The following is a 7844-nucleotide window of genomic DNA, read 5'->3' as shown; positions in this document are numbered from 1 at the left end:
ACAACAGCAGAAGAATTAGCCTGAAATTAAAAGGTCTGACTCCAATTGAATATCGGAATCAGACCTATATGCCTCGTGTTTAACTGTCCAACTTTTTGGGGTCAGTACAAAGTGAGGCCCCTCTATGCATAGACACCATAAGGTTAGCCTCTTACTCGTTGGAAATCAACACAGGGGGCTGGGAATGCCGCAGAAATATAGATTACTTTCTTTAATAGTGATTTGTTGCACGCTTTTATTTTTCACCTGGATGATAAGTGATTCACTGTGTGAATTGCATATTAAACAGGGGAGTTATGAGCTGGCGGCATTTTTAGCCTGCAATTTGAAAGAGTAAGAGTCTTCGGCGGGAAGTTATTCCCGCCTTTCTTACGGCGTTGCGCATTCTCATTGCACCCAAATTTATTTTTCACAAAAATAATAATAGATTTTATTACGCGATCGATTATTTATTTCCTGAAAAACAAATAAAAAAATCCCCGCCAAATGGCAGGGATCTTAGATTCTGTGCTTTTAAGCAGAGATTACAGGCTGGTTACGTTACCAGCTGCCGGGCCTTTAGCGCCGCTTTCGATGGTGAAGGACACTTTCTGACCTTCGTCCAGAGATTTGTAACCATCGTTCTGGATAGCAGAGAAGTGTACGAACACGTCTTTAGAGCCATCGTCAGGAGTGATGAAGCCGAAGCCTTTGTCAGCGTTGAACCATTTTACGATACCAGTCATTTTACCGGACATAGTGTATTACCTTTAATAATTAAGTGTGCCTTTCGGCGATATGGCGTGCTTTACAGATTTTGAAGCGTTAAAGGAATGTGCACTACGAGGGGTATCAACGATAACTCTTGAAGGGACTTGCCTTACTACACTGCTTTAATGGTCTGTACGTCAAACCGTTGATGTGCATTAAGCCACGCATTGGCGGGTGATGCAACAATTATTTTTCATATTTATGATTAATCGGTTGGAAAACGGTCCTGTCATCAGGACCGTAAACAGCAATAAAGTGGATAAAAGTCTATTCCATCAACTGCTTACTTAATGCCGGGTTGGCTTGAATCAAACGCATCAATTTTAGTTCGGCACTTGAAGGCTTCACGCGTCTGGATTCCCATTCCTTTACCATGGCGACTGATACGCCCAAAACCCGGGCGAAATCATCGATTTTTAATCCTGTCCCTTTTCGTAACTGCTCAATTTCGGTACAGGATGTTGTTCTGTGCGTCAGGGTAATTTTCTGCGTTTCATCTTTAAAAACAATCTGTTCCAGGCTGCTCAACAGCTCATGCATTGGATCTTTATATTCCATTGAAAACTCCTCAAATCACACTGCGGGATCGTGAATTGCATCGAAGCTCATTAAGAATAGTCGGGAAAAGCAGACACAGCGGGGTGAAGTCAGGGCATGCTCTGGCTATGATTCGATTCAGCCAGTCATTTAGCGTGACTTATAGCCACCTAACGATCTGATAAATGCCGATATATCTCTTACCACTCCCGGTTTGTAAAGATTTCGAAAATCTAACGTTCTGCGAAGGCGTAAATCTCGGTCTACAAAAAAAGCAACGGCACTATCATTTATTAACAATGAAACAACAAATTAACCTTGTTTCATTTTCTCCATGATTTTACCAGGAAGATTACGTAGAAAGGGTATCCTGCAAGCCTGTCCTGGACTATCCTTGTCACGTCAGACACGCGTGTGTCGTTGTGCGCTTTTTTTGGGTGAAAGGAGTAAGAAAATGGCGACAGGAAAGTCCTGCTCTCGCTGGTTTGCGCCTCTTGCGGCGTTATTAATGGTAGTTAGCCTGAGTGGGTGTTTTGATAAAGAAGGCGATCAGCGTAAAGCGTTTATCGACTTCCTGCAGAATACAGTGATGCGTAGCGGTGAACGTCTACCAACCCTGACTGCCGATCAGAAAAAACAGTTTGGTCCTTTTGTCTCTGATTACGCGATTCTGTATGGTTATTCTCAGCAGGTGAATCAGGCGATGGATTCCGGTCTGCGCCCGGTCGTAGACAGCGTTAACGCAATTCGCGTACCGCAGGATTACGTTACGCAAAGCGGCCCACTGCGTGAAATGAACGGTTCTCTGGGCGTACTGGCGCAACAGCTGCAAAATGCGAAGTTGCAGGCCGATGCTGCGCACTCTGCGCTAAAACAGAGCGATGACCTGAAACCGGTCTTTGATCAGGCATTCACCAAAGTGGTAACGACGCCAGCTGATGCATTGCAACCGTTGATTCCGGCGGCACAAACTTTCACGCAACAACTGGTGATGGTTGGAGACTACATTGCCCAACAAGGTACTCAGGTGAGCTTTGTCGCAAATGGCATCCAGTTCCCGACGTCACAGCAGGCAAGTGAATATAACAAACTGATTGCGCCATTACCGGCACAGCATCAGGCGTTTAATCAGGCCTGGACTACAGCAGTTACTGCAACCCAATAAAGAGTAAAAGCCCGAGCGATTATCGGGCTTTACTCCACGCAGTCGCGGCTTAGTCCGCGACGTGCGGATTCACACAGTTCTTCTCAACCTTTCCTTGTAACGCATCAATCAAATTATCCACGGCACAGGCGGCCATGCCATAACGCGTCTCATGGGTGGCAGATCCAATATGCGGTACTGCGACGACATTTGCCATTGAGAGCAACGGCGAATCTACGGAAAGTGGCTCTTGTTCGAAGACATCCAGCCCGGCGGCGTGAATTTCGCCTTTCTGCAATGCAGCAATCAGTGCATTTTCATCAACCACCGGGCCACGTCCGGCATTAATGAAAATGGCGGAGGATTTCATTTTGCCGAATTGTTCTGCGCCAAATAGATGATACGTCTCATCAGTTAACGGCAGGATCAGGCAAACGAAATCTGACTCTTGTAACAGTGTATCCAAATCGCAGTAGCGGGCGTTGAAGCGTTCTTCTGCTTCTTTATGGTGGCGGCGCGCGTTATAGAGGATGGGCATGTTGAAACCAAAGTGCGCACGTTGTGCCAGCGCCATACCGATCCGTCCCATCCCGACAATGCCCAGTGTTTTATGGTGAACGTCAGTGCCGTACCAGTCCGGGCCTATGCTCGCGGTCCATTCGCCTGCTTTTACCCGTTCTGCTACCTCCACAACCCGACGAGCGGTAGACAACACCAGCGCCATCAGCGTATCGGCGACGGTTTCTGTTAATACGGTTGGCGTGTGCATCAGCAGAATTTTTCGGGCGGTAAGCGCATCGACATCAAAATTGTCATAGCCGACAGAGATCGTTGATGTGGCACGCAGTTTCGGCATTTTTTCCAGCAATGCGGCATCAACATTCTCGTTTGAACCCAGTAAACCTTCAGCTTCGGCAAAAATTGCTGCATTTTGTTCGACGGTTTGTGGGCTGAGGTTTGCCACCTGGTGAACGGTGAAATGCTCTTGCAGGCGTTGCAGTAAATCATCAGGTAAGGCTTTGTAGAGGATAACGGACGGCTTCATGCTTCTCTCCATTCACTGATAAGGCGATCACCTTAGCCTGAAATATGATGAAGGAAAACTGAAGAATGCCAGGTGATTTCTGCATCACCTGGCATGAAAGGGATTACAGCGGGCTTAAGGTAATTTCTACACGGCGGTTTTGCGCCTTACCTTCTGCAGTGCTGTTGCTGGCGATTGGGTTAGCCGGGCCAAGGCCCTGAGTACGGATGCGGCTGGCGTCCACGCCCTGGGTGATCAACGCGCTGGCAACGGAATCCGCACGCTGCTGGGAGAGACGCATGTTCAGGTCGTGACCACCCGTGCTGTCGGTATAACCAATCACGTTAACCGCCGTTTTCGGATACTCTTTCAGCACCATTGCCACGCCGGTCAGGGTGTTAGCGCCTGCCGGTTTCAGGGTCGCGCTGCTGCTGTCGAAGGTCACATTGTTCGGCATATTGAGGATAATGTTATCCCCGCTGCGGGTTACGCTAACACCAGTGCCACGCATTTTGTCACGCAGCTTCGCTTCCTGCACATCCATGTAATAACCCACGCCGCCGCCCAGAGCTGCACCCGCTGCTGCGCCAATCAGCGCGCCTTTACCGCGATCTTTCTTCGAAGAAGAGAGCGCACCAATACCCGCGCCAACGAGAGAGCCCAGACCTGCGCCGATAGCAGATTTACCTGCTTCGCGTTCGCCGGTGTAAGGGTTAGTTGTGCAGCCAGATACCGCCAGAGCGCCACTCACTACGGCGGCAATAAGATAAACACGTTTCTTCATTGTTAATCCTTAATAACCTTTTTATTCTTTGCCACGGGTTCCGTGGCGGGAGATTATGCCGCGTGAACATGAAGATTATTCCTGGGAATACTCGGAAATTTGTAAGTAATATTTAACTGCTCAATACATCTAACCTTTCAGGAGTCTTCGGTTTGGCCAACTCATCCTCACGATATTCCGTTCTGACTGCCGCCCACTGGGGGCCCATGCTGGTTGAAACTGACGGCGAAACCGTGCTTAGCTCGCGTGGCGCGTTAACCACAGGAATGGAAAACTCCTTGCAGAGCGCGGTTCGCGACCAGGTTCACAGCAATACGCGGGTACGATTTCCAATGGTGCGCAAAGGCTTTCTCGCGTCACCGGAAAAACCGCAAGGCATTCGCGGGCAGGATGAATTTGTTCGTGTGAGTTGGGATGAGGCGCTGGAGCTTATTCACCAACAACATAAACGCATTCGTGAGGCTTATGGTCCGGCATCGATTTTTGCTGGTTCCTACGGCTGGCGTTCAAACGGCGTGCTGCATAAGGCCTCGACATTATTACAACGCTATATGGCGCTGGCAGGCGGTTATACCGGGCATCTGGGGGATTATTCGACCGGTGCAGCACAGGCGATCATGCCGTATGTCGTGGGGGGCAGCGAAGTTTATCAACAGCAAACCAGTTGGCCCCTGGTGCTGGAACATAGCGATGTCGTGGTGCTGTGGAGTGCTAATCCACTCAATACGCTGAAAATTGCGTGGAATGCATCCGATGAGCAGGGGCTTTCTTACTTTTCCGCACTGCGTGACAGCGGGAAAAAGCTGATCTGCATTGATCCAATGCGATCGGAAACCGTCGATTTCTTTGGCGATAAAATGGAGTGGGTGGCACCGCACATGGGCACCGATGTTGCGCTGATGCTGGGGATCGCCCATACGCTGGTGGAAAATGGTTGGCACGACGAAGCGTTTCTGGCGCGTTGCACCACCGGTTATGCCGTCTTCGCCTCTTATTTGCTGGGCGAGAGTGACGGAATAGCCAAAACCGCCGAATGGGCGGCAGGGATTTGTGGAGTTAACGCAGAGAAAATCCGCGAGCTGGCGGCTCTTTTCCACCAAAACACGACCATGCTGATGGCTGGCTGGGGAATGCAGCGTCAACAGTTTGGTGAGCAAAAACACTGGATGATCGTCACGCTGGCGGCAATGTTGGGGCAAATCGGCACACCCGGCGGCGGTTTTGGTCTTTCTTATCATTTTGCCAATGGTGGTAACCCCACGCGGCGTTCTGCGGTGCTCTCTTCCATGCAGGGCAGCTTGCCTGGCGGCACCGATGCGGTAGATAAAATCCCTGTTGCCCGCATTGTTGAAGCACTGGAAAACCCTGGTGGCGCATATCAACACAACGGTATGAACCGACATTTCCCGGATATTCGTTTTATCTGGTGGGCGGGCGGTGCCAACTTTACTCATCATCAGGATACCAATCGCCTGATCCGTGCCTGGCAAAAACCGGAGCTGGTGGTGATCTCTGAATGCTTCTGGACGGCTGCGGCGAAACACGCGGATATCGTTCTGCCTGCGACCACTTCGTTTGAGCGTAATGATCTCACCATGACCGGCGATTACAGCAATCAGCATCTGGTGCCGATGAAACAAGTGGTGCCGCCACGTTATGAAGCGCGTAATGATTTTGATGTCTTTGCCGAGTTGAGTGAACGTTGGGAGAAGGGCGGCTATGCGCGGTTTACGGAAGGAAAAAGTGAGCTGCAATGGCTGGAAACGTTTTATAACGTTGCCCGGCAGCGCGGGGCAAGCCAGCAGGTTGAATTGTCGCCATTTGCTGAGTTCTGGCAAGCCAACCAGTTAATTGAGATGCCGGAAAACCCGGACAGTGAGCGGTTTATTCGCTTCGCCGATTTTCGCCGCGATCCGCAGGCGCATCCATTAAAAACCGCCAGCGGTAAGATTGAAATATTCTCGCAGCGTATTGCCGATTATGGTTACCAGGATTGCCCTGGGCATCCGATGTGGCTGGAGCCGGATGAGTGGCAGGGCAATGCCGAACCAGAACAGTTGCAGGTACTTTCTGCTCATCCGGCACATCGTCTGCACAGCCAGCTGAATTACAGTTCTCTGCGCGAATTGTACGCGGTGGCAAATCGTGAGCCTGTCACCATTCATCCTGACGATGCCCAGGCGCGCGGCATACAAGATGGCGATATTGTTCGGTTGTGGAACGCACGCGGGCAAATTCTTGCCGGAGCGGTCATTAGCGAGGGAATTAAACCTGGCGTGATTTGTATTCATGAAGGGGCATGGCCGGATCTGGATTTAACCGCTGACGGTATTTGTAAAAACGGCGCGGTGAACGTTCTGACCAAAGATCTCCCCAGCTCGCGGCTGGGGAATGGCTGTGCGGGTAATACGGCACTGGCATGGCTGGAAAAATACAACGGTCCGGAACTGACACTTACAGCGTTTGAACCACCGGCCAGCTCATAATCCAGGTGGGTAGTTGGGTTTCATCCTGCCATGCGCAGTCGACAATGTGAAAACCCTGCGCATGGTAAAAATCTATCGCCGGTTGATTTTTTTGATAAACCTCCAGCATCAGATGGGGATGGCGCTGCTGCACATACTGCATTAGCGCCTTACCAATACCGCGTCTGACGGCCTTCGGTGCGACAAACATTGCAGCCAGAAATCGGCCTTCCATAATGCTGACAAAACCGAGAAGCTTACCGTCTTCTTCCCAGACCCAGTTTTGCGCATTGGCAAGATAGGCATCCCGCACCAGCGGAATGCAATCACGCCAGTAATTCGCTTTTATAAAGGGATGCCCCCAGGTTGTACTTTCCAGCCACAGTTCGAGGATCGCGGGGAGTTCTGAACGTTGCGCTTCCCGAATCATGGTTTATTTCCCGGATAGCAACAGCAGCCAACCACATGATCATTCACCAGCCCACATGCCTGCATAAAGGAGTAACAGATTGTGGTACCAACAAACTTAAAACCACGCTTTTTCAGGGCTTTAGATAGAGCGTCGGAGGCGGGCGTAGATGTAGGGATTTCGCTCAACGTTGTGGCTTGTGTCACCTGTGGTTGATGATTGACAAACGACCAGACAAAGTCGGCAAACGGTTCGCCGTTCTGTTCCATTTGCAGGTACGCCCGCGCATTACCAATAATTGCCTGAATTTTCCCGCGATGGCGGATAATCCCGGCGTCCTGTACCAGTCTTTCGACATCCTCTTCCTGCATTGCAGCCACCTTCACCGGATCGAACTGATGAAAGCTGGCGCGATAGTTTTCGCGTTTTTTGAGGACGGTGATCCACGATAATCCAGCCTGCTGCCCTTCAAGGCAGATCATTTCGAACAGTTTTTTACTGTCAGTTTCAGGCACGCCCCACTCATTATCATGGTAGGCAATATAAAGCGGGTCCTGACTCACCCAGCCGCAACGTTCCATACTTTCCCTCGCTATGTACCCGATCGTAAAAATTTCAGCCGCTTTTCTTGACGCATCGGTGAAAAAGTCAATATTTAATACAGGGCTACTATGCCCGATATCCTTCATACAATGACAATAATATTGCCGAATTCGGCTCTTCCCTGGAGT

At 50.2% G+C, this 7844-nt stretch carries 11 protein-coding genes; 4 read left to right on the top strand and 7 right to left on the bottom strand.

All coding sequences use genetic code 11. The annotated features are described in order from the left end of the window. The coding region (locus ACJHYD_RS22150) for an IS3 family transposase (RefSeq protein ID WP_131728219.1) at positions 1–83 on the top strand (83 nt) is incomplete at its 5' end. A 101-nt stretch (positions 84–184) separates the two neighbouring features. Further along, positions 185–337, top strand: coding sequence for a type I toxin-antitoxin system toxin HokA (gene hokA / locus ACJHYD_RS22145; protein WP_019842825.1), 153 nt, complete (start codon positions 185–187; stop codon positions 335–337). On the opposite strand, the gene ACJHYD_RS22140 is transcribed toward hokA, so the two are convergent. The 3 genes from ACJHYD_RS22140 to ACJHYD_RS22130 all read right to left on the bottom strand — a co-directional run bounded on the left by ACJHYD_RS22140 (position 314) and on the right by ACJHYD_RS22130 (position 1308). Beyond that, entirely contained in the window at positions 314–385 is a 72-nt protein-coding gene (locus tag ACJHYD_RS22140) for a hypothetical protein (RefSeq protein ID WP_212734940.1), read from the bottom strand. The two genes, hokA and ACJHYD_RS22140, sit on opposite strands and share 24 nt — an antisense overlap. Before the next feature lie 139 nt (positions 386–524). Continuing rightward, positions 525–737 (bottom strand): RNA chaperone/antiterminator CspA, encoded by a 213-nt coding sequence (gene cspA, locus ACJHYD_RS22135; protein ID WP_000014594.1) that lies wholly within the window; start codon positions 735–737, stop codon positions 525–527. A gap of 280 nt (positions 738–1017) precedes the next feature. Beyond that, complete coding sequence (locus ACJHYD_RS22130) at positions 1018–1308, bottom strand: HTH-type transcriptional regulator (RefSeq protein ID WP_000455798.1); 291 nt, start codon at positions 1306–1308, stop codon at positions 1018–1020. Positions 1309–1741: 433 nt separating this feature from the next. Between ACJHYD_RS22130 and ACJHYD_RS22125 the strand changes: the two genes are divergently transcribed. Further along, positions 1742–2452, top strand: coding sequence for a DUF3053 domain-containing protein (locus ACJHYD_RS22125; protein WP_000190516.1), 711 nt, complete (start codon positions 1742–1744; stop codon positions 2450–2452). Between the two features lie 49 nt (positions 2453–2501). Here the strand turns inward: ACJHYD_RS22125 and ghrB are convergent, their stop codons facing one another. Together ghrB and ACJHYD_RS22115 are read right to left on the bottom strand one after the other, a co-directional pair. Further along, the gene (gene ghrB, locus ACJHYD_RS22120) at positions 2502–3476 is read right to left on the bottom strand and encodes a glyoxylate/hydroxypyruvate reductase GhrB (RefSeq protein WP_000805031.1); all 975 of its coding nucleotides are present in this window, start codon (positions 3474–3476) and stop codon (positions 2502–2504) included. Between the two features lie 103 nt (positions 3477–3579). After that, positions 3580–4239: an OmpA family lipoprotein gene (locus ACJHYD_RS22115; protein WP_000747625.1), complete on the bottom strand. Its 660-nt coding sequence runs from the start codon at positions 4237–4239 to the stop codon at positions 3580–3582. 152 nt (positions 4240–4391) lie between these two features. On the opposite strand from ACJHYD_RS22115, the gene bisC reads away from it, so the two are divergent. Then, positions 4392–6725, top strand: coding sequence for a biotin sulfoxide reductase (bisC, locus tag ACJHYD_RS22110; protein WP_001551816.1), 2334 nt, complete (start codon positions 4392–4394; stop codon positions 6723–6725). Here the strand turns inward: bisC and ACJHYD_RS22105 are convergent. Further along, the gene (locus ACJHYD_RS22105; RefSeq protein WP_000617470.1) at positions 6694–7134 is read right to left on the bottom strand and encodes an N-acetyltransferase; all 441 of its coding nucleotides are present in this window, start codon (positions 7132–7134) and stop codon (positions 6694–6696) included. The two genes, bisC and ACJHYD_RS22105, sit on opposite strands and share 32 nt — an antisense overlap. Beyond that, a complete protein-coding gene (tag, locus tag ACJHYD_RS22100) occupies positions 7131–7694 on the bottom strand; it encodes a DNA-3-methyladenine glycosylase I (protein WP_000438962.1) in 564 nt (187 codons plus the stop codon). Before tag ends, ACJHYD_RS22105 begins: the two co-directional genes overlap by 4 nt. Positions 7695–7844 lie beyond the last annotated feature (150 nt).

Source organism: Escherichia sp. WS1368 (assembly GCF_046487485.1).
Taxonomy (GTDB): Bacteria; Pseudomonadota; Gammaproteobacteria; order Enterobacterales; family Enterobacteriaceae; genus Escherichia; species Escherichia coli.
This window is presented reverse-complemented; position numbering and strand designations above follow the sequence as displayed.

What these genes read in the sequence shown, in the direction of transcription:
- hokA (WP_019842825.1), top strand. Translation starts at nt 185, where the DNA reads ATGCCGCAGAAATATAGATTACTTTCTTTAATAGTGATTTGTTGCACG.
- cspA (WP_000014594.1), bottom strand. Translation starts at nt 737, where the DNA reads ATGTCCGGTAAAATGACTGGTATCGTAAAATGGTTCAACGCTGACAAA.
- ACJHYD_RS22130 (WP_000455798.1), bottom strand. Translation starts at nt 1,308, where the DNA reads ATGGAATATAAAGATCCAATGCATGAGCTGTTGAGCAGCCTGGAACAG.
- ACJHYD_RS22125 (WP_000190516.1), top strand. Translation starts at nt 1,742, where the DNA reads ATGGCGACAGGAAAGTCCTGCTCTCGCTGGTTTGCGCCTCTTGCGGCG.
- ghrB (WP_000805031.1), bottom strand. Translation starts at nt 3,476, where the DNA reads ATGAAGCCGTCCGTTATCCTCTACAAAGCCTTACCTGATGATTTACTG.
- ACJHYD_RS22115 (WP_000747625.1), bottom strand. Translation starts at nt 4,239, where the DNA reads ATGAAGAAACGTGTTTATCTTATTGCCGCCGTAGTGAGTGGCGCTCTG.
- ACJHYD_RS22105 (WP_000617470.1), bottom strand. Translation starts at nt 7,134, where the DNA reads ATGATTCGGGAAGCGCAACGTTCAGAACTCCCCGCGATCCTCGAACTG.
- tag (WP_000438962.1), bottom strand. Translation starts at nt 7,694, where the DNA reads ATGGAACGTTGCGGCTGGGTGAGTCAGGACCCGCTTTATATTGCCTAC.